The sequence below is a fragment of the Mycobacterium sp. ML4 genome (assembly GCF_054515735.1).
Window position 1 is genome coordinate 203,483 of sequence record NZ_JBTNSY010000003.1, and the last position, 22,080, is coordinate 225,562.

Genomic DNA, 22,080 nt, shown 5'->3' on the forward strand with positions numbered 1-22,080 from the left:
CCCACGCCGCCGTCATTCCGGTGATCGACTACGAACCGCCGGCCCTGGCCCCGTCGCGCTGCCGGCCGTCATCGTTGCTGCAGACGGCGCGGCCGGCCCGTGTCCACAGCCAGCCTGCCAGTGCCGCGGCGGCGCCGCTCACCCCGCAGATGCGCGACGCCGCCGTCTTCGCCGACGCCGCGCTGCGCCGAGTGCTGGAGGTGATCGACCGGCGCCGCCCGGCCGCACAACTTCGGTCGGTGCTGGCGCCGGCTCTGGTGGACTCGGTGCTTGCGGTCAGCCGGGCGGCGGCCGGGGCGCCCGGCGCGGCGGTGCTACGCCGGATGCGGGTGCAGCCTGCCGGGGGCGGTAGGGCCGCCGAGGTTTTCGGAACGTACAGCCGCGGCGAGAGGGTCCATGCGGTCGCCTGCCGGGTAGAACAGCTGCCCACGCCGGACCGATGGCTGGTGGTAGCTCTGCATATCGGTTAGAGGGGCAGCTGAACGTTGGCCGGCGGGCGGCCCGCAATATAGCGCGACACCACGGGACCCATGATCGCCATGATGAAGACGTACGACGTCGCCAGCGCCGCCACCACGGGGATCGACGTGCCGACCAATCCAATGATGATCAGCGAGAACTCGCCCCTGGCGATGAGCGCCGTACCCGCACGCAGCTGCCCTCGCCGCGCCACTCCGTCGCGGCGGGCGGCCACCATCCCGGTGATCACCTTGGTCGCCGCGGTGACCAGGGCCAGGCCGACGGCGACCGGCAGCATCGGTAAGAGATCTTTCGGGTCAACCGAGAGCCCGATCGCCAGGAAGAAGACGGCGCCGAACAAATCACGAAGGGGACCCAGCACCTTTCGTGCCCGGTCGGCCGTCTGACCGGTCAAGGTGAGCCCGACCAGGAAGGCGCCCACCGCGGCCGATGCTTTCAATGTTTCCGCCGCCGCGGCAACGATGAGGGTGATTCCCAGGACCCTGAGCAACAACTGCTCGGAATCGGGATGTGCCACCAACCGGCCGACATGATGGCCCCAGCGGAAGGAGACGCCGAATGCGACGAGGAGCACCCCGATCGCGAGCAGCATGCCGCCGACCGCGTCTACCCAGCTGCCGCGTGAAGCCAGCACCGCGACGAGCGGCAGATAACCCGCCATCGCGAAGTCTTCGAGTACCAGCACCGACAGCACCGCCGGCGTTTCGCGGTTGCCCAGCCGACCCAGGTCTTCGAGGAGTCGCGCGATGACGCCCGAGGACGAGATGTAGGTGATACCGGCCAGCGCCAGGATGCCCACACCGTCCAACCCCAGTAACCACCCGGCAACGGCACCCGGCGTGGCGTTCAGGACGGCATCGACGGCCGCCGACGGCAGGTGGTGGCGCAGGCTGCTGGCGAATTCTGTCGCAGAGAACTCCAGGCCCAGCGTGAGCAGCAACAACACCACGCCGACGGGCGCACCCGTGATGATGAAATCGTCGGCGGCGGTTACCGGCAGCAACCCGCCCTTGCCCAGCGAGAGTCCAGCGATCAGATACACCGGGATCGGCGATAACCCGAATCGGCGTGCGAGCCCGCCCAAGACAGCGAGGGTGGTGAACAGGGCGCCCAACTGAAAAAGTAGCGCGCCCGAAACTTCCACCGGCTCAGCCCTTCTCGACGATCTGCTCGACGATCTGCTCGACCCCGGCGATGCCTTCCTGGGTACCGATCACGATCAGTACGTCTCGCGCCCGCAGGATTTCGGCGGGTCCTGGCGAGACGAGCACATCCTCGTCGCGCACGATCGCGACGATAGAAGCCCCGGTGCGCGTTCGGGCCCGGGTGTCGCCCAACGGCCGGTTGACGAACGGGCTGTTGAGCGTGATGTGGACCTGACCGGCTTCGAGTCCGGGAACCTCACGGGTCAGCTCGGCGAATCGCTGGGCAATCCTTGGCGCACCGAAGATCTGCGCGACGGCCTCCGCTTCGTCGCTGGTGAGGCGGACAACCGGCCGCGCCTCGTCCGGATCACCCGCGCTATACACCACGACGTCGAAATCGCCGGTGCGCCGTGCGACGATGGCGATCCGCTCACCCAGGTGGCTGGTGAACTCGTACCGCAGACCGACACCGGGCAGCAGCACCTCCTTGACATCCATGGGCACCCATCCTCGACCAAGTGCCCGCCGAACAGAAGTCCCACCGGCCAATCTCATGGTCGTCTCGCGTAGCTCGGGTTGAGCGGGGCACGCCCCCTAGACGCCGTTGATCACCATCGCAAGTCAGCGCCGGCTCAGACTTTCGGGCGCGCGCCGGGAGTGCACCGGATTCAGCATCGGAACGCGGCGGCGGTAGTCGCGATAGCGGTCGCCCAGGTGTGCGGTGAGGTCGCGCTCTTCCAACTGCAAGGCGATCATGATGTAGGCCGTGGTGCCGACGGAGAACAGCAGGTGCCCGGCAGTCATCGTGGGTGCGGCCCAGAACGCCACCAGGAAGCCGAGCATGAGGGGATGGCGCACCAGCCGGTAGAGCAGATGCGTGCGAAAACCTAACTCGCTGTATGGCTTTCCACGCCAGGCCAGATACGCCTGTCGCAACCCGAACAGGTCGAAGTGGTTGATCATGAAGGTTGAGGACAACACCATCGCCCACCCGAGCCAGAACAGCACCCACAGCGCCGCGCGCCCGACGGGTTGGCGCGCCTCCCAGACGTGGCCCGGCATGCTGCGCCATTGCCAGTAGAGCAGGAGCAGCGCCGAACTGGCCAGCAGCACATAGGTGCTGCGCTCGATCGTGGTCGGCACCCATCGAGTCCACCAGCGTTTGAAGGCCGGCCGGGCCATCACGCTGTGCTGCGCGCCGAACAGGCCGAGCAGGCCGAGGTTTATCGCCAGTGCCTGCCACAACGGTGCAGCGATCCCGTTGTCCACAGTGCGCGGCACCAGGATTGCACCGACGAAGCCGATGGCATAGACGAAGGCGACCAGGAAGATCAGGTAGCACAGCAGGCCGTAACCGATTGTCAGATAGCGTTTCATGGGCTGATTGTCTGCCGGAGAAGCGAATCGGATCATGGGGCGGATGCCTCAATCCCGGAGGGTCTGCCCGTAGGGTGGTTCAATGGCGCTCTTGCTTGGTCCAGCGTTGCGGCACGTATCCGACACGACCGCGTTGGTGTGGGTCCAAACCGACAGCGCGGCAACAGTGGAAGTGCTCGGTGGGTCCGCCCGGACGTTCGCCGTGCAGGGTCATCACTACGCTCTGGTGACGGTAACCGGGCTGACCCCGGACACCGTCACCGAATATGACGTCAAGTGCGACGGCGAGGTGGTCTGGCCGCTGCCGGACTCTCCCTTCCCGCCGAGCGTCATCCGCACCCGGGGGCCGGAATCCACCCGTCGGCTACAGGCCATCTTCGGATCGTGCCGATATCCCAAGACCGACGACCGCAGCGTCGAGTCGAAACTCGGGCTGGACGCGCTGGACGTATACGCCACCCGGATGGCAACCCGGCCGATCGACGACTGGCCCGAGGCACTCATCCTGCTCGGCGACCAGTTGTACGCCGACGAACTGACCCCGGAGGCCAGGCGCCGCCTGGCCGGCCGCCGCACCCGGACCACGCGTGCCAAGCGCCCGCCGGACGAAGTGGTCAGTTTTGCCGAATACGAACGGCTGTACCGTCATTCGTGGAGTGATCCAGAGATCAGATGGCTGATGTCCACAGTTCCCACCGCGATGATCTTCGACGACCACGACATCAGGGATGACTGGAACACATCCGCGTCGTGGCGGGCTGAGATGAAAGAGAAACCGTGGTGGCGCGACCGGATCAGAGCCGGGCTGGCCTCTTACTGGGTGTATCAGCACCTGGGGAATCTGACCCCGGCCGAGTTGGGCGAGGACGAGGACTACCAGCGCCTGCTGGCGGCCGACGTTGACTGCTGGCCGCATCTGGCCGAGCTGGCCGACCGCGCCGATGAAGAGGTCGACGGCAACAAGGGCGTCAGGTTCAGCTACCGCTGGGATCTGGGCCGGAGCCGGCTCATCATGATCGACTCACGCAACGGCCGGATCCTCGACTCCGGTCAACGCATGATGGTGGGCGAACACGAGTTCGGTTGGGTGCAAACACAGGTCGCCGACGGCCTCGGCGAATTGGACCACCTGATGCTGGCCTCGTCGGTGCCCTGGCTGATGCCGCCCGCTCTGGGAGATTTGGAGGCGGTCAATGAGCGCAACGCCGGCCGGTCCGGGCTGCGCGGCCGACTTGCCGAAAAGACACGCCAGGCTTTGGATTTCGAGCACTGGCCGGCGTTCTACTCATCGTTCTCCCGGCTAGCCGAGCTGATTCACTCGGTGGCCGGTCATCCCCGCGGGCCCGCCACCGTCAACGTGCTGTCGGGCGACGTGCACCACAGTTACGCGGCGCGCGTCGAGTGGGCCGGTGAGTCCGCACCGCCGGTGACGGTGCACCAGCTGGTGTGCTCGCCGGTGAACAACTATGTGCCGCTGTTCGTCAAACCGGTGTTCACGCTGGCGTGGACGCGTCCCGCCGCGAACCTGGCCCGATGGTGGGCCCGCCTGCACGGCGTCCCACCGGTTCCGTTGTCCTGGTCGAACACCTGCGGTCCGCTCTTCGGAAACACCATCGCCACCCTGCTGCTAGACGGCCGCAGCGCCGAGGTGCTGTTCGAACAGCCCCGCGGCACTGCTGCGCTGGTGGAGGTGGGCCGGGTGCGGCTCAGCCGGCCGACCTGAGCGTGGACCGCCGGTCCAGCACCCAGATCGTGGCCATGGTGAGAACCACGGCGAACGCACCCAGCGCAAGCAGACTCCCGCCGGTGCCCCCACTGAACGTCGCCCGGTAGGCGGACATGGCCGGCAACGTGGCGGTGAACCGGTCCAGATCCAGGTCGCGCCCCAACGCCTCGAATGCGTGACGGTTGGACAGGCCGAAGCTCACCCACCGTCCCGGGAAGGCCATCTTGTCGACGGGGACGATGGCGCCGCCGAACAGCACCTGCGGGAAACACAGCATCGGCAGCGCGAGTGCGGCCTGAGCGGCGTTGTGCACCGCGGCCGACGCGAGCAGACCCAGGGCCAGCGCGGAGGTCGCTTCGACGAGCATCGTCACGAACAGCAGGGCGTACACGTGCCATCCGACGGCCGGTAGCCGGCCGAGACCCCGCAGCACGACCAGCAGCACCGCACTCACCGCGGCGAGCACCGGAAGCAGGGCGGTGACCTTGGATGCCACGTAGGCGCCCACGCTGAGCCCGGCGAGGCGTTCCCGCCGGAACACGGCGATCTCCCCGACGATCTGCAGCAGTCCGTAGGTGAGGCCGAAGAAGAAGCCGTCGAACGCGATCCAGAAAACGATCTGGGCCGGGCCGACATCGGCCGCGCCACCTGCGTCGAACGCCCCGCGCCGGAACAGCGTCGCCATCATCGCCGTCACCAGCACCGGTGAACCGAGCAGCACCGCGAGGGTCAGCCGATTGCGGACAAGCACATCGACATTGCGCCGCGTCAGCAGCGACCACTGCCGAAAGACGTTCGGGCGCTTGATCTCCGGGGCGAGCGGCGGAACCGGGTCGGGTCGGCCGCAGATGGGCTGCGCCGCATTCGTCGCGGGGTACCGATCGACTAGGTCGTAAACATCGGCGAGGTTGTTCACCCCGAAATGCCGCCGCGCCTCCACCGGGCTGCCGCTGAACGCGAGGCGGCCGTCGCGGGCCAGGAAGATCACCCGGTCGCATCGATCGATGCTCGCCGGCTCGTGCGTCGTGAGCACGACCGTCACCCCGCGCTCACTCATGCCGCGCAGCAGCCGCATCACGTCGGCAGAAGTCGCGGGATCGAGCCCGGACGTGGGTTCGTCGAGGAAGAAAAGGCTTGGGCGGGTCAGCAGTTCGACGGCGATGCTGGCGCGCTTGCGCTGGCCGCCGGACAGCGAACGCACCGGCACCTCGGCTCGATCAGTGAGGTCGAGATCCTTCATGGTCTCCTCGACCGCGCGGTCCGCCTCGGCGGCCGCGGTGCCCGCCGGCAGCCGTAGCCGCGCCGCGTAACGCAGCGTACGGCGCAGCGGCATCTCGAGGTGGATGATGTCGTCCTGGGGTACGTAGCCGACACCGGCACCCCGAGCGGCGCTCGGCCCGGCCAGCTTGTGCACCACCTCCCCGCCGGACGGCGGCTGCAGTCCCGCAAGGGTTTTCAGCAGCGGGGCCTTCCCCGCTCCGCTGCCACCGGCGATGGCAACCAGCTCGCCCGGCTCGATGGACAGCGACAGCGTTTGCAGGATTTGTCGTGCGCCGACCCGTCGGCTCACATCGATGGCATCTACTCGTGTGGTCATGGCGCCGATCATCGGCCGGCGGCGGGATCGGTTGCATGGGGCGCTTGCCTCAAATCATTCCGCGATCGATCGCCGCGAGGCTGGCCTGCGTGCGGTTGTTGACGCCCAGCTTCGCGTAAATCCGCTCGACGTGATTGCGTGCGGTCTTCTCGGCGATGAACAGCGCGGTGGCGATTTCACGGTTCGACCGGCCCTGCGCGACGAGCCGCAGGACTTCCACCTCGCGGGCGGTGAGCCCCGCCGACCACGAGGCGCGCCGGGTGCTCCGATGCCCGGCCGCGGCCAGGACAGCTTCCACCGACTCGGCGTCGAGGCGACCGGCGCGCGCCTCCTGGCGCAGTTGAGCGGCGGCGGCGCCCGGATCGAGGGCCGACCGTTGCGGGCGTGGTTCGAGAAGTTGGTGATAGGCCGCCACCGCGGCCAGCAGCCGGTCGTGTGGCGTCAACTCGTTACCGGAAAGTCCTCGGGGAAAGCCGGACCCGTCGATGCGCTCCTCGTGTTTGGTGGCGACGGACACCACCGACTCCAAGCCGCCGATCCGGCTCAGTATTCGTCCCGTCAGGTAGGGGTACATGCGGACCCGATCCCATTCGGCGGTGCTCAGCGGCGCCTTCTTCTCCCAGATCTGGTTGGAGACCCCCAATCTGCCGAGACCCTGGACCAGGCCCGCGCGATACAGGCGGGTGACATCGGCCGGCGGCATCCGGCAGTGCCGGGCCGCGGCGGCCGCGAGGTCGGCGACACCGCGCGAGTAGCCCGGCGAACAGGGGCACTTCAGGTCGACGAAATCCGCCATCGCCCTGAGCAATTCGTCGATCTCCTCATCGCCGATGATGCCGTCCCGATCCGGTGCCTGCGCCAGAGCCGCAGTCCACACGTCTATTTCGAGCAGCCCGTCGACGATCGCGGCGGCATCGCCGATGAAGACATCGGCCACGGCCGGGCTGAACTGCGTGCCACGCCGGGACCGGGCGGTCTCTACCGCTTGTTCCAGACCGCCCGCCCGCAGGTGGACCTCGATGACATCGGACAGGTGCACGATGTGGATTTCGAGCGGAATCTCCTCTCCCCGAGCACCGTTCGGCATCCCCCGGCCGTCCCAGCGCTCGAAGATATAGGCCAGCGCCGCTCCGACCTGGCTGTCCAGCCCGATCCGGTCGGACAGCACCCCGGCCGAACTGCAGTGCGAACTGATCAGGTTGGCCACCTGGTTGCGTGCCGTCAGCAGGAAGGCCGCCGAGCGGACGCCGCGTTCCCACGCCGGCAATCCGCGCCCGACGTGACTGACCATGAGACGCAGGAACGGCAACCCGGCCATATCCACCCCGTAGGTGTCGGCCCGGAAGACGATGTCGTCACCGAACAGCGCCGAAAGTTCATGGGAATCGGCGTGACAACCGATCCATCCCACCAGGTTGGCGTAGTACACCGTCGCGCGCTGCCCCGCGTCCAGGCCCATCCGCTCGGCGATGCGAGTTGCGATCAGGGTGGACCGAAGCATGTGTTCCATCGGCTGACCCAGACCGAGGTCGATGGCCAGCGATATGGCCGCCAGCAACTCGGCTTTGCGCACGCCCTCATTCTGCACTTAGTGGGGCAGTTGCCCCATGTGACGCCCCGTTCGGCCGCCCTACCCTGTGTCCATGGTGACGGTGATCGAGCACAACCCCTGGGACAGCGTCCTGACCGACGGTCACGCTTCCTTGGTCAGGGCACGGCGCGTGTTTCGCTACCTTCCCTCAGCGCCGCGATGCAAGCTGTGCAACAACCCGTTCGGTGGCCCGGCCGGTCGAATTCTGGCCGTCGCCGGCTTCAGCCCGTCGCGCAAGAACCCGAACCTGTGCAGTCGGTGCTGCGATGCGCTTCCCGCCGGCGGTGCCGAGGTGGACGTCGCGGTCCTGTTCGCCGACGTCCGTGGCTCCACCGCGCTGGGTCAGCGCGGTGCGGCGACACACTTCGCCGCGCTGCTCAACCGCTTCTACGACGCTGCGACGCAGACGCTCCTGCGTCATGACGCGGTGATCGACAAGCTGATCGGGGACGAAGTGATGGCGTTCTTCGTTCGCGGCATCAGCGGTCCCCGGTACCGCAGCCATGCCGTCGCAGCCGGTTTAGGCCTGCTCAAAGCCGTCGGCTACGGCAGCGATGAGGGGCCCTGGCTGGAACTGGGCGTGGCGGTCAACGCAGGCGTCGCGTACGTGGGCAACGTCGGCGGCGCGATCGTCGACTTCACTGCGCTGGGTGATCCGGTCAACGTCGCGGCGCGTATGCAGCAACACGCCGCCGGCGGGGAGTTGCTCGTCGCGTCCGGAGTGGCCGACGATCTCATGGTCTCGTCGCGCCGACGTCAGCTCGAACTGCGTGGCTGTCGGCGGCCGGTGGAGGCCTTCGTCCTGGGCGTGTAGTTCTAGCGCTGGGCTCGAACGTGAAGCTGGCGGGACGTTCGGTGTCGAGCGTGCAGCCAGCTTCACGCTCGGCGCCGATCCCGCCGGCTAGCGCTTCTTTACCGACTTCGGCGGTTTGGCGCCGCGGCCTTGTTGGCGCGCCGCGGCACGACGCTCCCGACGGCTGCCGCCGGCGGCCGCCCCGGCCGCGGTCCTGGCCGCGCCGCCGCCGTTGCGCTGCACCTGCGCCGAGCCGTCCTCGGACGGGCCCGAGTAAGTCAACGCGGGCGCGTCGCTGTCGTCGATTCCCTTGGCGCGCAACGTACTTACCGGCTCTTTGGGAGCCGGCTCGCGGGCCGGCTTCTCCTGAGCGGCCGCGGCAAATTCCGCCAGGCCTTCGGGTTGTTCGACCGGGGCGACATCGACCTGGGGTGCCGGGACCGCCTCCACGCTGACGTTGAACAGGAAGCCGACCGACTCTTCCTTCATGCCGTCGAGCATGGCCGTGAACATGTCGTAGCCCTCGCGCTGGTACTCCACCAACGGATCGCGTTGGGCCATCGCCCGCAGCCCGATGCCCTCCTTGAGGTAGTCCATCTCGTAGAGGTGCTCACGCCACTTCCGGTCGATCACGTTGAGCAGCACGTTGCGCTCCAGCTGGCGCATCGCGCCCTCGCCGGCGATCTCTTCGAGCTCGGCTTCCCTTGCGGCATAAGCCTTGTCGGCGTCCTCGAGGAGCGCCTCGAGCAGTTCCTCGCGGGTCAGGTCGTCGCGGTCGGAGTCCGCGTCGGGGTGGGTCAGCGACTCGTGGCTGATCCCCACCGGGTACAGCGTCTTGAGCGCGGTCCACAACGCGTCCAGATCCCAGTCCTCGGCGTAGCCTTCGCTGGTCGCGCCGTTGACGTAGGCGGTGATCACATCGCGGAGCATGTCCAGGGCCTGCTCCTTGAGGTTCTCCCCCTCGAGGATGCGGCGGCGCTCGGCGTAGATGACCTTGCGCTGCTGGTTCATCACCTCGTCGTACTTCAGGACGTTCTTGCGCATCTCGAAGTTCTGCTGCTCGACCTGGGTCTGGGCGCTCTTGATGGCGCGGGTGACCATCTTGGCCTCGATCGGCACGTCGTCGGGCAGGTTCAGCCGGGTCAGCAGGCTCTCCAGCGCGGCCCCGTTGAACCTGCGCATGAGCTCGTCACCCAGCGACAGGTAGAACCGCGACTCCCCCGGGTCGCCCTGGCGGCCGGACCGCCCCCGCAGCTGGTTGTCGATACGGCGCGACTCGTGGCGCTCGGTGCCCAACACGTACAGGCCGCCGGCCTCGATGACCTCGGTGGCCTCCGCGGTCGCCTCTTTCTTGACCTTGGGCAGCTCCTGGTGCCAGGCCTCTTCGTATTCCTCGGGCGTCTCCACCGGATCCAGGCCGCGCTCGCGCAGCCGCTTGTCGGTGAGGAAGTCGACGTTGCCGCCCAGCACGATGTCGGTACCGCGGCCGGCCATGTTGGTGGCCACGGTGATGCCGCCACGCCGGCCCGCCTCGGCGATGATGCCCGCCTCCTGCTCGTGGTACTTGGCGTTGAGGACGTTGTGCGGGATACGCCTTTTCTGGAACTGCCGCGACAGGTACTCCGAGCGCTCCACGCTGGTGGTGCCGATCAGGACCGGCTGGCCCTTCTCGTAGCGCTCGGCGACGTCGTCGACCACCGCGATGTACTTGGCCTCTTCGGTCTTGTAGATGAGGTCGGACTGATCGGTGCGAACCATCGGCTTGTTGGTGGGGATGGGGACGACACCCAGTTTGTAGATCTCGTGCAGCTCTGCCGCCTCGGTCTGGGCGGTACCGGTCATGCCGGCCAGCTTGTCGTAAAGCCGGAAGTAGTTCTGCAGGGTGATGGTGGCCAGCGTCTGGTTCTCGGCCTTGATCTCGACGTGTTCTTTGGCCTCGATGGCCTGGTGCATGCCCTCGTTGTAGCGGCGTCCGATCAGCACGCGGCCGGTGAACTCGTCGACGATGAGCACCTCGCCGTTGCGGACGATGTAGTCCTTGTCGCGGTTGAACAGCTCTTTGGCCTTCAGCGCGTTGTTGAGGTAGCTGACCAGCGGGGAGTTGGCGGCCTCGTAGAGGTTGTCGATTCCCAGCTGGTCCTCGACGAACTCCACGCCCTTCTCGTGCACGCCAACGGTGCGCTTGCGCAGGTCCACCTCGTAATGGACGTCCTTCTGCATGAGCGGCGCGATCCGGGCGAACTCGGTGTACCAGTTGGACGCGCCGTCGGCGGGGCCGGAGATGATCAGCGGGGTACGGGCCTCGTCGATCAGGATGGAGTCGACCTCGTCGACGATGGCAAAGTTGTGCCCACGTTGCACCAGGTCGTCCAGCGAGTGGGCCATGTTGTCGCGCAGGTAGTCGAAGCCGAACTCGTTGTTGGTGCCGTAGGTGATGTCGGCGTTGTAGGCGACGCGGCGCTCATCGGGCGTCATCTGGGCCAGGATGACCCCGACGTCCAGGCCGAGGAAACGGTGCACACGCCCCATCCACTCGCTGTCGCGTTTGGCCAGATAGTCGTTAACGGTGACGACGTGCACGCCTTTGCCGGCCAGCGCGTTGAGGTAGGCCGGCAAGACGCAGGTCAGGGTCTTGCCTTCACCGGTCTTCATCTCGGCGACGTTGCCCAGGTGCAGGGCCGCCGCGCCCATCACCTGGACGTCGAAGGGGCGCTGGTCCAGCACCCGCCAGGCGGCTTCGCGAGCCACCGCGAAGGCCTCGGGCAGCAGGTCGTCGAGGTCCTCAGGGTTTTTCTCGTCGGCGAGACGCCTTCTGAACTCGTCGGTCTTGGCTCTCAGTTCGGCGTCGCTGAGCTTTTCGACATCGTCGGACAACGTGTTGACATAGTCGGCCACCTTCTTGAGCCGTTTGACCATGCGTCCTTCACCAAGGCGCAACAACTTCGACAGCACAGTGTTGTCCCCTTTTGGGATGTTCCCCTGCGGGTAGGAGTCTCGGGCGACCCCCATCCTAGGTGACGGCCGGGTAAAGGCCGCCGTTCCGCAGCTCAGCCGGGACTAGGCGAGGCGAATCAGGCCGTAGTCGTAGGCGTGCCGGCGGTAGACCACCGAAGGCCGTTCGGTCTCCTTGTCGAAGAAGAGGAAGAAGTCGTGCCCGACGAGCTCCATCTCGTAGAGCGCGTCGTCGACCGACATGGGCTTGGCCGGATGCTCCTTGACCCGGACCACCTGACCCGGCTCGTGGTCGACTTCGACGCCGTCGTGGTCGTGGGGTTCGGCCGGCTCGGCAGCGAACGCCTTCTCCGGCGGCGGCAGCACCGCGGTGGCCTCGGCCAGCGACACCGGAGTCTTGTCTCCGTAGTGCACCTTGCGGCGATCCTTGCCGCGGCGCAGCCGGTTCTCCAGCTTGCTGACGGCGCCCTCGAGCGCGGCATAGAAACTGTCGGCGCAGGCCTCGCCTCGCACAACAGGGCCGCGACCGCGGGCGGTGATCTCTATCCGTTGACAGGACTTGCGCTGGCGGCGGTTGCGTTCATGGTCGAGTTCTACGTCGAAGAGGTAGATGGTCTTGTCGAATCGCTCGCAGCGGGCGAGCTTCTGTGAAACGTAGATGCGGAAATGATCGGGGATCTCGACGTTGCGACCCTTGAACACGATCTCGGCGTGGGCCATCGGTTCGGCCTGGTCTTCGGCTCCGGCCGGTGCTGCGACCTGCTCGGAATCCGCGGTAATCCTTGACATTCGTGACAACTCGTTTCTCTTTTCACGTCACACGCGCCCTGCGTGCCCGGCATTCACGGATACGCGCCGACGGGGTTAGAGCGGTCTGGGAAAGCCACCGCCGCAGGCTGCCCGCCGGAGCAAGAAGTCGAATCTCACCTCCTACCGCGGGTGCTGCTCAACCTGGCAATTTCAGCGACCGTAAGTCGAGAATCTGGTGTCGACGTTAGACCCTGTTCGCCTCAACTTGCCACCCAATTCTCGGACCTGTTGCGAGTTCTTCACGTTGCGGCGATAGCCACAACCGCCGCCACCCGCATGCCGGCGGCCCGGAGCACCCGGACCGATTCGCGCGCCGTGGCCCCCGTGGTAACGATGTCGTCGACGAGCAGCACCTCGGTGCTCGCCGGCCGTCCGCGAAGCCGCACCCGGCCGGCGATGTTGCGCTCACGAGCCCCGGTGTCCAGTCCCACCGAGTCGCGGGCCAGGGCCCGCATACGCAGCGCGGCAGTGACAGCGATGTCCGGATGAGCGGCCACGGCCACCTGCGCTATCCGGGTGACGGGGTCCCCGCCGCGCCGGCGGGCGGCGGATTGCCGCGTCGGCGCGGGCACGATCGTCAGCGGGGTGTCCACCATGCCCCAGCACAGCAACCGGTGAATGCCGACCGCCAGCGCGTGCGCGAGCGGTGTGACGAGGTCGCCGCGACCGCGCTCCTTGAGCGACAGGATGGCCTGGCGCCTGGCCCCGGCGTAACGGCCGAGGGCGAACACGGCGACGCCGGGGTCGATGCGCGGAGTCATCACCAGCGGTTCGCCGGCTTCGACGGTGAGTTCATCGCGGCATGCCGGACACCACCGGGTGCCCGCGGCCCCGCAGCCGCCGCACTGCAGCGGCAGGATCAGATCGAGCATGCGACGAGTGTCACAGGCGGGGGCGACAAGTCCGGACGGAGACCGAGTTGTAACCAAACGCTGACCGACTTGCGCACGCGCGCTTTCATTTTCGCGCTGGTCGCGGTCCTACCATTCCAGCACGACGAGTTATTACCCATCCGACAAATTACTCTGGAGTGAAAGCAATGCGGGCGGCGTTCCGGTCTCTGTTGGTGTTGCTGGGCATCACTTCGACGGTGATCGCCGGGCACTCGGGTGTCACCCTGCTGGCGGCGAGCAAGTCCAGTGGTTACTCCGGCATCGCCGCGATCCGGCCCGTGCGCGGCTCCGTCGTGGGTGTTGCGCACCCCGTTGTAGTGACCTTCGGCCGTCCGGTCACCGATCGGGCGGCCGCGGAACGGGCCATCGAAGTGACGTCGGCACCGGCTATGAGCGGCAAGTTCGATTGGCTGGACAGCAACGTCGTGCAGTGGACTCCGGACCGGTTCTGGCCCGCGCACAGCACGGTGGCGCTCTCGGTGGGCGGGCTGCGTACCGATTTCAAGACGGGTCCCGCCGTCGTCGGTGTCGCCGATATCGCTAACCACACCTTCACCGTCAGCGTCGACGGCGTCGACGCTGACACACCGCCGCCGGCCCTGCCGGCGCCACATCACCGGTCGCACTTCGGCGAGGCGGGTGTGCTCCCGGCGTCGATGGGCAGACCTGAATACGCGACCCCGGTGGGCACGTACAGCGTGCTCGCGAAGGACCGCTCGGTGATGATGGATTCGAGCAGCGTCGGCATTCCCGTTGACAATCCGGACGGTTACCGGCTCCAGGTCGAATACGCCGTGCGGATCACCAATCACGGCCTGTACGTGCATTCGGCGCCATGGGCGATCAACGCCATGGGGGCGGAGAACGTCAGCCATGGCTGCATCAGCCTGAGCCCCACGGACGCGGAGTGGTATTACAACACCGTCCATGTCGGTGACCCGGTGATCGTCAAGGAAGGCGTCCCGGCCATCGACAGCGACAAGGAAGCCGACGCCAAACCCGTGCAACCGTCGACCCTCAACCCCGACCGGCCGGCCAGCTGAAGAGGGCCCCGGCTGGAAGGGTGGGGGTTCGTCGTGCGGGTTTGGCGGCGGCACGGGCGAAGTAGTCGTTGATGTTGGCGGGGTGGGTGATGCGGGCCCGGTGGTTGTGGCGCTCGGTGGCCACCCGGCAGGCGCGGTCCTGGGCGCGGGTGCGGCGGCGTTGCGGCATCATCGCGGTGCGCTCGGCGCAGTAATCGGGCGGTGGGTGGACTTCGGGGGTGGGCATGCCGCCCACCGCATGACACAGGCTGGGAAAGAGTAGGGCACTGCAAGGGTTGGTGACGTGGGTGTCCCCGGCCGGGGAAGTCAGAATCAGGGTGCCGTCGGCGAGTTGCTTTTCGGTCCAGCCCCAGAACGTCTTCAACAGATGATGGGTACGGCAGTAGCACCTCCCGGCAAAACACCACCTCCCGCAGATGGGCATCAAACCGCGCCCACTGCTCGGCAGACGCAGGCCTGCCTAACGAATCGGCTCCTGAAGCCTCATGCGATTGATCGAACATACATTCGATAGTAATGCCATCCACTGACACGGGCTTGCGGCCGGCAGCTGTCGACAGACGAGGACTTACTGCTGCGCGTCCGCCGGACCGAACAGCTGTGTCTGAAATGCCAGGTCATCCTCTTGAATCCAGGCCTCGGCCAATCGCCCGCCGGCGATCCGGTACATGGCGAACCCGTGCTTGGCATAGGTCCTGCCACTGGGCGGGAGTCCCATGAACTCACCAAGATGGGTGCCGCGGTCCACGTACCGCGCCACGACTCTGTCGTCCTCCGCCACCAGATCCAGGATTTCGATGGATACGTCGGGGAACGCCCGCCAGAGAACGTCGATGGCTCTTGCGTAGCCGACGCGTCCGGCTTCGACGAGCGGATGGTGGATGTCGAAGTCCTCGCTCATGATTTCGGCCCACAATCCGGGCTGCTTACGATTGATCGCCTCGAGCAAATGCCTGCGAACAAGCGCTTTGTTCGCACCACGGTCAGCCATCTTGACGACCCCTACTGCGCCGGAGCGCCCACCGCCCCGCACGCCGGCAGTGCCGTCGTCGTCCCCGCCAGTACGGCGGGGATCGGCGCCGACGGCACCTCGGCGGCAACGGACTGAGGCGTCGGTGTCGGTGGCCCGGGCAGCACGACCGGATCGGCGGCCTTCCCGGACGACGAAGTCATGGGCGCTCCCTTGCCCGTCCCCGCCTGCGTCGCTACCGGAGCGGCCACCGGCGCTGCCTCGGCCGCGCCGGCTCCGGCACCCGCGACCGGAACAACCGGTGCCACCGGAGGCACCACAGGGACTGGGGGCACGGGAGGTACGACAGGCCCCGGCGGCACCACGGGCACGACGGGCACGGCCGGCGCGATCGGCACCGGGCCTGGCAGCACCACCGGTGCCGCGGCAACCGGTCCCGCGGCGGCTACCGGCCCGGCAGCCAATCCCATCTGCTGCTCGATGCAACTCGCTCCGCCGGTCCGTAGTGGAGTGGCCAGCGCACCCGGACCCGATGCCAGCGCAGCTCCGCACAACCCCGCGCCGGCGGCAACCGCCACGCAGAATCGATGGACAATCCGCAACGCCAACTCCGTTCGCTCTCGCCAATTACCTCTGCGTTCAATAACAACGTCAATAACAATGGGAAACCGTATCCACGCGCCGAATTCTTGCCTAGAGCCCAGAATTGATGGTTGCCGAACCGATGCCGAGCGCCCGCCGCGCCGTGACTGTGTCGTCGCCAAATAGTTACGTGCGGAACAGTTTTCGACTCCGAGGCCGTGCTACGGACCCGCTGGCCACCCGCACCGCACTCGATCGGCAATCACACGAGAAATTGATTCACGGTCCGGCCAGCAAATTCTTCACCACAATTACAGCCATGTAGTTTATGCGAGTGTAATTCCCGCGGGTCAATCCGACCCCCACCACAGCGACGGCCAGCTGAAGCTCAGCGCCCCCTGACTCAACTGGGTGATCAGGTCTTCCAGCGCCCGCAGCGGCAACTCCATCCGCCACTCCGGCAACAGGCCGGACAGGTGCAGGGAGTCCGGCGTCAGCTCGACGCCGGTGATCATCAGTCCGTGCGGCAATTCCGGCAGCGGCACCTGGTAAGCCGGCGTCCGCAACGGCAGCTTCCACCGCCGCTGGCCGGCTACCACAGCGCGGGGCCGCAGCCACAGCGTCGAGCCCACCACGTCGGCGTCGACTTCCAGACCGCCCAGACCCGGTCGTCGTACCCAGCTCAGCCGTGCCGTCCCATCCTCGCCCGAGTCGCTGCGCAGGTGAGGTGCGGCCTGCTCGAGCACGTGGTCGAAGATGTCTTTGGGCAACTCGGTGGTCAACTCGGTGGGCGCCGCGATCACGATCGGCGGCACCCCCGGGCGAATATGCACATTGCGCAGCACCGCCACCGCACTCTGTAGCCGGTTGTCGGCCCAGCTGATGTCGCGGGCGGCCACCCGGACTTCGCCGAGCTGACCGACCGGCAATCCCTGCGGATCAAGCTCCGATTCCAGCTCGACGACGGTCAGCCTCACGTCGTGGTCGCCGATGCGAACGGTGACTTTTTTGCCGACCAGCAACTGTTGCAACGTGGCGAACAAGGTCCGATAGGGCATCGCCACCGCGTGGGCGCCGACCGACGGTATACCGGTCGACGACCACAGCGAAGCCAGCATCTCCAGGGCGCGGAACGGGTCCTCCCAACGCAGGAAAGGAACCTTGGGCGACATCGACTAGCGCCTCCTCACCAGCAGGGTAGCCGGTTGGGTCCAGCGTGAGACACCGTTACCCGGGCAGCACGGGCGCAGCTCCGCCGATCATCAGCCCAGCGACCTCTGACCAGCCCTGTTGCGTCTCGGCGGCCGATGCCGAGTACATCAGCACGCCCTGCGGACCGGCGACGTACACCGTGGACGGGCTGGCCGCGATCGCGAACAACGGGATCTGCAGGCCGCGTGCGGGCGCATCGGAATTCACCCCGTCCAGGTTGACGTAGGACACCGGGTGGGTGGCGTCGTTGCGGGTCACCACGATGTCGTCCCCGGTTCGCCAGTACAGCGACACCACCGACGTTCCGAGACCGAAGCCGAGCCGCCGCGGGTAGGTCAGCGCGAACTGACCGGCCTGGGTCTGCTCGACGCCGGCGAGGATCACCTGCCCCCCGATCACCATCGCCGCGCGGGTCCCGTCGCGGGACAGCTGCAGGTCGGTGATCGGTCCGGGGAAGCGGCTGGACACCGCGGTCGAATCGACCGGAATCCGGGCCGGTTGCCCGGTCGCGGGCTCCTGGATGGCACGCAACACGTTGTTGGCGTCGACCACCACCCACACCGCGTCGTCCAGCGACCAGCTGGGCCGCGACAAATTGTGCCCGTCGGCGGACTGGACCGCCTCGCCGCCGAGATCTCCGATCCACAGCGATGCCGCCATGTCCGGGGCGCCGCGGCGCAACGTCACCACCGAGGCCACCTGCCGCCCGCTGCGCGACAGCGCGGCTCCGGTCTGGTCGCCCATGTGACCGAAAGCCCCCGCCACGGTGCTGATGCGCTGCCCGTCCAGCTCGACCAGTGAGCCACCGACCAGCGCATGCAGTCCCGCGCCGGCGCCGTCGGCTACTCCGGGGTCGGTGGCGGCGACATCGGAGGTGTTCCAGCCCTGCGCGAACCGGTCGTCCAGAGGCGCCCCGTCGGCGTTGATCACGTATGGTCCCCGGATGTCGGCGCGCGCCAGGGTCCAGATGATCTGCGCGGCGAGCAGAGCCCTGCTGTGCGGGTCCGTGGTGGACAACTTCTCCAGCTCGACGCGGGCGCCGCCGTAGCCCTTGCCGACCCCACTCTTGCCGCCGTCGGCGCGGGTGACCGGCCCGCGTAGCCGCAGCGGCGGAGACAGCAGATTGCGCACCGTGTGCGCCATCTCCGGACGGGGCCCGGCCAGCAACTTGGACAGCAGCTCGGTGGCCAACTGGTCGTGGTCGGACACCGCGACGTAGCGCGGGTCAGGCACCACGGTCTTGCCGGTGGGGTCGGCGAAGTACAGCGTGTTGCGTTTGTAGGTCGCCTGGAATTGCTGCCAGTCCAGGAACACGCCGTTGGGCAGGCGGTCGATGCGCCACCCGCCCGAGGTCTTCACCAGCTCGATCGGTCCCGGGTCCGGCAGCTGACCATCGGCGGTCTCGAAGACCCCGACATCGGACAGCGAACCCAGGATGTCGGCCCGCATGGTCGCCGACACCCGTTCGGCACCACGGGTTTCGACGAACACCACGTGGTCGATCAACAGCGCGCTACCGGCGTCGTCCCAGGAATTGGACGCCGACTGGGTGAGGAATTGCCGAGCGGCCAGGTGCCGGTTGGCCGGGTCGGCGGTGGCCTTCAGGAATTCCCGCAGCAGTACGTCCGGATCCATGCCGGGGGTGGGTTTCGGCAGGTTCGACGGGGCCGGCCGCTCGACGGTTCCGATGGCCTGCGGCGCCGACGAACTCGGGACGCTCGCACAGCCGGCCAGCACGCCGACCGCCATCAGCAGGGCACCTATCGCGCGCATCATCCGGCATGCTCCCGAGGCCGCTGGTCGATGACGGACGCCGGGTTGGCTGCCGGTGGCGGCGCCGGAATCGGCTTCATGGGGAGCGGGCTGGTGGTGACCTTGTGTCCGCGAACCAGCGGCAGCGTCAGCCGGAAACACGCCCCTTGTCCGGGTTCGCCCCAGGCTTCCAGACGGCCCTGGTGCAGCCGGGCGTCCTCGATGCTGATCGCCAGACCCAGCCCGGTGCCCCCGGAGCGTCGCACCCGCGACGGGTCCGAGCGCCAGAACCGGCTGAACACCAGCTTCTCCTCGCCGGGTCGCAGGCCGACGCCGTAGTCGCGAACGGTAACGGCGACGGTATCCTCGTCGGCGGCCATCCGGATCCGTACCGGCTTGTGTTCGGCATGGTCGATGGCGTTGGCGATGAGGTTGCGCAGAATGCGTTCGACCCGCCGCGCGTCGACCTCGGCGATGACCTCGTCGGTCGGCAGGTCCACCAGCAACTCGATGCCGGCCTCCTCGGCCAGGTGGCCGACGTTGACGAGCGCGTTGTTCACGGTGGTACGCAGATCCACCGCCTCGACGGACAGTTCTGCGACACCGGCGTCGTGGCGGGAGATCTCCAGCAGGTCGTTGAGCAGCGTCTCGAAGCGGTCAAGCTCGTTGACCATCAGCTCGGTGGAGCGCCGCAGCGCGGGATCCAGGTCCGAGCTGTGGTCATAGATCAGGTCGGCGGCCATCCGCACGGTCGTCAGCGGGGTGCGCAGTTCGTGGCTGACGTCGGAGGTGAAGCGGCGTTGCAGGTTGCCGAACTCTTCGAGCTGGGTGATCTGACGGGACAGGCTTTCGGCCATGTCGTTGAACGACATCGCCAGCCGGGCCATGTCGTCCTCGCCGCGGACCGGCATGCGCTCGGACAGGTGCCCCTCGGCGAACCGCTCGGCTATCCGCGAAGCCGACCGCACCGGTACCACCACCTGCCGCGAAACCAGCAGAGCAATGCCGGCCAGCAGAACCAGCAGCACCAGGCCGCCGGTCGCCATCGTGCTGCGCACCAGGGTGATGGTGGCCTGCTCGTTGGCCAGCGGGAAGATCAGATACAGCTCCAGGTTGGCCACCCGCGAGGACGTCGGCGTGCCGACGATCAGGGCCGGTCCGGAGAAGCCCTCGGTATGCACGGTCGCGTACTGGTAGGCGGCCTGCCCAGCCTTGACGAAACCACGCAGCGCGGTCGGCACCTGGTCGACGGGTCCTGCCGTCGAGGCGGCCCGCGGCCCGTCGCCCGGCACCATCAGCACCGCATCGAAGGCACCGGCCAGGCCGGCGCCGGAGGCGGGATCGGTCTTGGAGGTCAGCGTGTTGCGCGCCAGTTGCAGGCTGCTGTCCAGCGAACGGGTTTCCTCACCGTTGACGATTCCGCTGACGGTGCCGCGAGCCCGCTCGATCTGATCGGTCGCAGCCTTGACCTTCACCTCGAGCACTCGGTTGGTGACCTGACTGGTCAACACGAAGCCCAGCGCCAGAATCACCGCCAGCGACAGACCGAGCGTCAATGCCACGACACGAAGCTGCAGCGATCGACGCCATACCACGGCGACAGCTCGGCTCAATGCGCTCAAGCCGCGCGGCAAGGGGCCAGAACGCCCCCAGCGACCTCGACTACGTCGTGGCGAGCGCCAGATCACCTACACCGCGCTTCCCCGGCCGGATCACGGGGGGCCGGCCTTGTATCCCACTCCTCGAACGGTCAGAACCACGGTGGGGTTCTCAGGGTCTTTCTCGACCTTCGCGCGCAGGCGCTGGACGTGCACGTTCACCAGGCGGGTGTCCGCCGGGTGCCGGTATCCCCAGACCTGTTCGAGCAGCACATCACGAGTAAACACCTGACGGGGTTTACGCGCCAATGCGACCAGCAGGTCGAATTCCAGCGGGGTCAGGGAGATCTGCTCGCCGTTGCGGGTGACCTTGTGCGCCGGGACGTCGATGTCGACGTCGGCGATCGACAGCATCTCGGCCGGCTCGTCGTCGTTACGGCGCAGCCGCGCGCGCACCCGCGCGACCAACTCCTTGGGCTTGAACGGCTTCATGATGTAGTCGTCGGCGCCGGACTCCAGGCCCAGCACCACGTCCACGGTGTCGGTCTTGGCCGTCAGCATGACGATCGGCACACCCGAATCCGCACGCAGCACCCGACACACGTCGATGCCGTTCATGCCGGGCAGCATCAAGTCCAGCAGCACCAGATCCGGGCGCAACTCGCGCACCGCGGTAAGGGCCTGAGTGCCGTCGCCGATAACCGCGGTGTCGAAACCCTCCCCACGTAACACGATGGTGAGCATCTCGGCCAGCGAAGCGTCGTCATCGACGACGAGAATCCTTTGCCTCATGGTGTCCATGGTGTCACCAGATCAGGACAAAACTCGGCTACCACACGCGTGTTTCTTGATTGATCGGCCCAAATGGCACCGAATTTGTGCTAACCGGCCGTCAACTGGGCCGCCAAAGCCCCCGGATCGACGTCTGCGTCCACCACGAGCCATCGCCCCGACCAGTCCGCGGCGGCCAGTTCGGCGTAGACCGCGCCGGTGCGGCGCTGCAATCCGTCGTCGCGTTCGTAGCTGTCCCGCGCCCGGCCCGGGTCGCTCTCGGCCCGGTCGCGGGCACGCTGCCCGGCGAGTTCGGCCGGCACCGCGAGCAGGATCTGCCAGTCCGGCACGGGCAGCGCGAGTCGCCCGTATTCCAGCGCGTGCACCCACGCCACCGCGTCGCCGGTCGCATCCTGGTGCAGCCGGGCCGCACTGTAGGCCGCGTTGGAGGCGACGTAACGGTCCAGGATGACCACGTCGTGCCCGCGTGTCAGCCGATCGATCTCCGCGACGGCCGCGGACCGGTCCAGCGCGAACAGGGTCGCCATCGCATACACCGAGTCGGCGAGGTCGCCGTGCTGACCGTGCAGCGCCTCGGCCGCGAGGTCGGCGGTGATCGACCGCCCGTACCGCGGGAAAGCCAGCGTCGCCACCGACTTGCCCGCAGCGCCGAGTGCCGCGCGCAGGCCGTCGGTCAACGTGCGCTTGCCCGAGCCGTCGACGCCTTCGATCGCGATCAGCACGGCGCGAGCCTAATAGCCGCCGACTGTGAAGCCAGCTTCACGCTG

20 protein-coding genes are annotated in these 22,080 nt (G+C 67.4%); 4 read left to right on the forward strand and 16 right to left on the reverse strand.

Annotated elements, in window-relative coordinates:
• The first annotated feature begins 14 nt into the window (after positions 1-14).
• Positions 15-470, forward strand: coding sequence for an Rv3235 family protein (locus tag ACX9NE_RS04810; RefSeq protein WP_459360630.1), 456 nt, complete (start codon positions 15-17; stop codon positions 468-470).
• On the opposite strand, the gene ACX9NE_RS04815 is transcribed toward ACX9NE_RS04810, so the two are convergent.
• The 3 genes from ACX9NE_RS04815 to mddA form a co-directional block, all read right to left on the reverse strand.
• A complete protein-coding gene (locus ACX9NE_RS04815; RefSeq protein WP_459360545.1) occupies positions 467-1,624 on the reverse strand; it encodes a cation:proton antiporter in 1,158 nt (385 codons plus the stop codon). The genes ACX9NE_RS04810 and ACX9NE_RS04815 overlap by 4 nt on opposite strands.
• A 4-nt stretch (positions 1,625-1,628) precedes the next feature.
• On the reverse strand, positions 1,629-2,123 hold the full coding sequence (locus tag ACX9NE_RS04820) for a cation:proton antiporter regulatory subunit (protein WP_459360546.1): 495 nt from the start codon (positions 2,121-2,123) through the stop codon (positions 1,629-1,631).
• A gap of 123 nt (positions 2,124-2,246) precedes the next feature.
• Entirely contained in the window at positions 2,247-3,002 is a 756-nt protein-coding gene (gene mddA, locus ACX9NE_RS04825) for a methanethiol S-methyltransferase (protein WP_459360547.1), read from the reverse strand.
• A gap of 82 nt (positions 3,003-3,084) precedes the next feature.
• On the opposite strand from mddA, the gene ACX9NE_RS04830 reads away from it, so the two are divergent.
• On the forward strand, positions 3,085-4,725 hold the full coding sequence (locus tag ACX9NE_RS04830) for an alkaline phosphatase D family protein (protein ID WP_459360548.1): 1,641 nt from the start codon (positions 3,085-3,087) through the stop codon (positions 4,723-4,725).
• Here the strand turns inward: ACX9NE_RS04830 and ACX9NE_RS04835 are convergent.
• Together ACX9NE_RS04835 and ACX9NE_RS04840 are read right to left on the reverse strand one after the other, a co-directional pair.
• Complete coding sequence (locus ACX9NE_RS04835; RefSeq protein WP_459360549.1) at positions 4,709-6,325, reverse strand: ABC transporter ATP-binding protein/permease; 1,617 nt, start codon at positions 6,323-6,325, stop codon at positions 4,709-4,711. The genes ACX9NE_RS04830 and ACX9NE_RS04835 overlap by 17 nt on opposite strands.
• 49 nt (positions 6,326-6,374) lie before the next feature.
• The gene (locus ACX9NE_RS04840) at positions 6,375-7,835 is read right to left on the reverse strand and encodes an HD domain-containing phosphohydrolase (RefSeq protein WP_459360631.1); all 1,461 of its coding nucleotides are present in this window, start codon (positions 7,833-7,835) and stop codon (positions 6,375-6,377) included.
• A 133-nt stretch (positions 7,836-7,968) separates the two neighbouring features.
• Between ACX9NE_RS04840 and ACX9NE_RS04845 the strand changes: the two genes are divergently transcribed.
• Positions 7,969-8,730 (forward strand): adenylate/guanylate cyclase domain-containing protein, encoded by a 762-nt coding sequence (locus ACX9NE_RS04845; protein ID WP_459360550.1) that lies wholly within the window; start codon positions 7,969-7,971, stop codon positions 8,728-8,730.
• Between the two features lie 87 nt (positions 8,731-8,817).
• On the opposite strand, the gene secA is transcribed toward ACX9NE_RS04845, so the two are convergent.
• From secA to ACX9NE_RS04860, 3 genes are all read right to left on the reverse strand, one after another.
• Positions 8,818-11,661 (reverse strand): preprotein translocase subunit SecA, encoded by a 2,844-nt coding sequence (gene secA / locus ACX9NE_RS04850; RefSeq protein ID WP_459360632.1) that lies wholly within the window; start codon positions 11,659-11,661, stop codon positions 8,818-8,820.
• 105 nt (positions 11,662-11,766) lie between these two features.
• Positions 11,767-12,450, reverse strand: coding sequence for a ribosome hibernation-promoting factor, HPF/YfiA family (gene hpf, locus ACX9NE_RS04855; RefSeq protein ID WP_459360551.1), 684 nt, complete (start codon positions 12,448-12,450; stop codon positions 11,767-11,769).
• A 260-nt stretch (positions 12,451-12,710) separates the two neighbouring features.
• On the reverse strand, positions 12,711-13,343 hold the full coding sequence (locus ACX9NE_RS04860; RefSeq protein ID WP_459360552.1) for a ComF family protein: 633 nt from the start codon (positions 13,341-13,343) through the stop codon (positions 12,711-12,713).
• Positions 13,344-13,510: 167 nt separating this feature from the next.
• Here ACX9NE_RS04860 and ACX9NE_RS04865 point away from each other — a divergent pair, with 167 nt between their 5' ends.
• A complete protein-coding gene (locus ACX9NE_RS04865) occupies positions 13,511-14,407 on the forward strand; it encodes a L,D-transpeptidase (protein WP_459360633.1) in 897 nt (298 codons plus the stop codon).
• Here ACX9NE_RS04865 and ACX9NE_RS04870 read toward each other — a convergent pair.
• From ACX9NE_RS04870 to ACX9NE_RS04905, 8 genes are all read right to left on the reverse strand, one after another.
• Positions 14,382-14,771 carry a hypothetical protein gene (locus ACX9NE_RS04870; protein WP_459360553.1) on the reverse strand — a complete coding sequence of 130 codons (390 nt, stop codon included), beginning with the start codon at positions 14,769-14,771 and terminating at the stop codon, positions 14,382-14,384. The genes ACX9NE_RS04865 and ACX9NE_RS04870 overlap by 26 nt on opposite strands.
• 204 nt (positions 14,772-14,975) lie before the next feature.
• A complete protein-coding gene (locus ACX9NE_RS04875; RefSeq protein ID WP_459360554.1) occupies positions 14,976-15,398 on the reverse strand; it encodes an ester cyclase in 423 nt (140 codons plus the stop codon).
• An 11-nt stretch (positions 15,399-15,409) separates the two neighbouring features.
• Positions 15,410-15,979 (reverse strand): hypothetical protein, encoded by a 570-nt coding sequence (locus ACX9NE_RS04880; RefSeq protein ID WP_459370688.1) that lies wholly within the window; start codon positions 15,977-15,979, stop codon positions 15,410-15,412.
• 330 nt (positions 15,980-16,309) lie between these two features.
• Positions 16,310-17,131 (reverse strand): LmeA family phospholipid-binding protein, encoded by an 822-nt coding sequence (locus ACX9NE_RS04885; RefSeq protein ID WP_459360556.1) that lies wholly within the window; start codon positions 17,129-17,131, stop codon positions 16,310-16,312.
• Positions 17,132-17,186: 55 nt separating this feature from the next.
• Entirely contained in the window at positions 17,187-18,947 is a 1,761-nt protein-coding gene (lpqB, locus tag ACX9NE_RS04890; protein WP_459360557.1) for an MtrAB system accessory lipoprotein LpqB, read from the reverse strand.
• Entirely contained in the window at positions 18,944-20,611 is a 1,668-nt protein-coding gene (mtrB, locus tag ACX9NE_RS04895) for an MtrAB system histidine kinase MtrB (RefSeq protein ID WP_459360558.1), read from the reverse strand. Before mtrB ends, lpqB begins: the two co-directional genes overlap by 4 nt.
• Before the next feature lie 24 nt (positions 20,612-20,635).
• A complete protein-coding gene (mtrA, locus tag ACX9NE_RS04900) occupies positions 20,636-21,322 on the reverse strand; it encodes a two-component system response regulator MtrA (RefSeq protein ID WP_015354856.1) in 687 nt (228 codons plus the stop codon).
• Between the two features lie 80 nt (positions 21,323-21,402).
• A complete protein-coding gene (locus tag ACX9NE_RS04905) occupies positions 21,403-22,035 on the reverse strand; it encodes a dTMP kinase (RefSeq protein ID WP_459360559.1) in 633 nt (210 codons plus the stop codon).
• Between the last annotated feature and the right edge of the window lie 45 nt (positions 22,036-22,080).

Excerpts from the sequence above, each read along its gene's own strand:
- ACX9NE_RS04885 (WP_459360556.1), bottom strand. The coding sequence starts at position 17,131 with ATGTCGCCCAAGGTTCCTTTCCTGCGTTGGGAGGACCCGTTCCGCGCC.
- mddA (WP_459360547.1), bottom strand. The coding sequence starts at position 3,002 with ATGAAACGCTATCTGACAATCGGTTACGGCCTGCTGTGCTACCTGATC.
- ACX9NE_RS04840 (WP_459360631.1), bottom strand. The coding sequence starts at position 7,835 with ATGGAACACATGCTTCGGTCCACCCTGATCGCAACTCGCATCGCCGAG.
- ACX9NE_RS04860 (WP_459360552.1), bottom strand. The coding sequence starts at position 13,343 with ATGCTCGATCTGATCCTGCCGCTGCAGTGCGGCGGCTGCGGGGCCGCG.
- ACX9NE_RS04865 (WP_459360633.1), top strand. The coding sequence starts at position 13,511 with ATGCGGGCGGCGTTCCGGTCTCTGTTGGTGTTGCTGGGCATCACTTCG.
- ACX9NE_RS04845 (WP_459360550.1), top strand. The coding sequence starts at position 7,969 with ATGGTGACGGTGATCGAGCACAACCCCTGGGACAGCGTCCTGACCGAC.
- ACX9NE_RS04830 (WP_459360548.1), top strand. The coding sequence starts at position 3,085 with ATGGCGCTCTTGCTTGGTCCAGCGTTGCGGCACGTATCCGACACGACC.
- ACX9NE_RS04820 (WP_459360546.1), bottom strand. The coding sequence starts at position 2,123 with ATGGATGTCAAGGAGGTGCTGCTGCCCGGTGTCGGTCTGCGGTACGAG.
- ACX9NE_RS04875 (WP_459360554.1), bottom strand. The coding sequence starts at position 15,398 with ATGGCTGACCGTGGTGCGAACAAAGCGCTTGTTCGCAGGCATTTGCTC.
- hpf (WP_459360551.1), bottom strand. The coding sequence starts at position 12,450 with ATGTCAAGGATTACCGCGGATTCCGAGCAGGTCGCAGCACCGGCCGGA.
- lpqB (WP_459360557.1), bottom strand. The coding sequence starts at position 18,947 with ATGATGCGCGCGATAGGTGCCCTGCTGATGGCGGTCGGCGTGCTGGCC.
- ACX9NE_RS04835 (WP_459360549.1), bottom strand. The coding sequence starts at position 6,325 with ATGACCACACGAGTAGATGCCATCGATGTGAGCCGACGGGTCGGCGCA.
- mtrA (WP_015354856.1), bottom strand. The coding sequence starts at position 21,322 with ATGGACACCATGAGGCAAAGGATTCTCGTCGTCGATGACGACGCTTCG.